The sequence below is a fragment of the Oleiphilus sp. HI0086 genome (genome assembly GCF_001635225.1).
The window spans coordinates 1-1372 of the sequence record NZ_LWFZ01000982.1; the positions used below are offsets into that span (position 1 = coordinate 1).

Annotated in this window: 1 protein-coding gene; it reads right to left on the bottom strand. The window is 47.0% G+C overall.

Features of this window, described 5'->3' with window-relative positions; translation table 11 throughout:
• Positions 1-1372: sodium:proton antiporter (locus tag A3756_RS17620; RefSeq protein ID WP_068554116.1), on the bottom strand; the 1372-nt coding region annotated here is incomplete at both ends.

Below are 1372 nucleotides of genomic sequence, written 5' to 3' on the forward strand. Positions count from 1 at the left end.
GTGTTCGCACATATTTTTCAGACGATTGATGACTAGCGCGCACATCCTGATCACCTTCAGGCAAACCAAGAACACTCCCAACACCCATTAAGTCCAGATAATGATAGGTCGATAAAGTATTCAACTGTTTATAGGGCGAGATAGCCAACATATGACCAACCCCGGTTAAATCCAGGTTATTTTCAGCATGCTCTGAAACGGGGTTACCATAATAGACTGGCAGATTGTCCATTCGCGCTGCCCTGACATTTTCCCAACTGGTATCTGTCAGAATAACGGTGACACCTTTGCCGATCATAGCCTTTGCCAAATTTCTCGCCACGGCGTTCGCACCAATAAATAGAAAGCCATTATCATCCGGCTCTTTAACCTTTAACAAGCCCGCCAAAGGGCTTGAGGTAATACTTTGGATAATGACAGTAACAACGATAACCAAAAACACCATCGGAACTAAGGCACCCGCATCGGCATGCCCTGCTTGCTCCAGTTTAAAAGCAAATAACGCTGACACCGCCGCAGCGACAATGCCTCTTGGCGCAACCCAGCCTAAAAAGGTTTTCTCCTGCCAGCTCAAGTCTGTTTTGACCGCGGCTAACCAAACCGAAAGAGGCCTGGCCACCAGCATTAGTATGAGAATTACCCACAGAGCATTCCAGCCCAAAGCAGTAGCCATACTCAGATCCATTCTTGCCGCAAGCAATATAAATAGTGCCGAGATCAGAAGAACACTGAGCGACTCTTTGAATTCGAGAATATCTTCAACCGGCACACCTTTCATGTTCGCCAGCCAGATCCCCATAATGGTCACTGTCAAAAGACCCGACTCGTGAACCAAAAAGTTAGAAAATGCGAAGATACCCAACATAAACGTCAGTGTTCCGGCATTTTGCAAGAACTGGGGTAACCAATGACTTCTTAATGCTCTCCCCAAGTAATAACCTGAAGAGCAGCCTAAGACCACCCCCAACACCAAGGTCGAACCAAAAGTCTGCAAGACATGCTCAAAGGCCAGGCTTTTGCTCATACCGCTGGATACAATAAATTCAAATACCAAAACAGCCAGTAGCGCTCCTATCGGATCGACTACGATTCCTTCCCACTTAAGAATATTGGTAATTCGGGCATTGGGTCGAACCGATCGTAATAACGGCATGATCACCGTAGGCCCACTAACCACCACAATTGCACCAAATAAGGTTGCGACCGGCCAAGACAGGTCAACTAGATAACGGCTGGCAATGGTTCCGATAGACCAAGTAACAACTACACCAGACATTAGAAGGTTGCGAACCATCTTGCCGTGTTCACGTAGCTCCTGAAATTTAAGAGTAAGGCTACCCTCAAACAGAATCACGGCAACGGCCAGCGATAC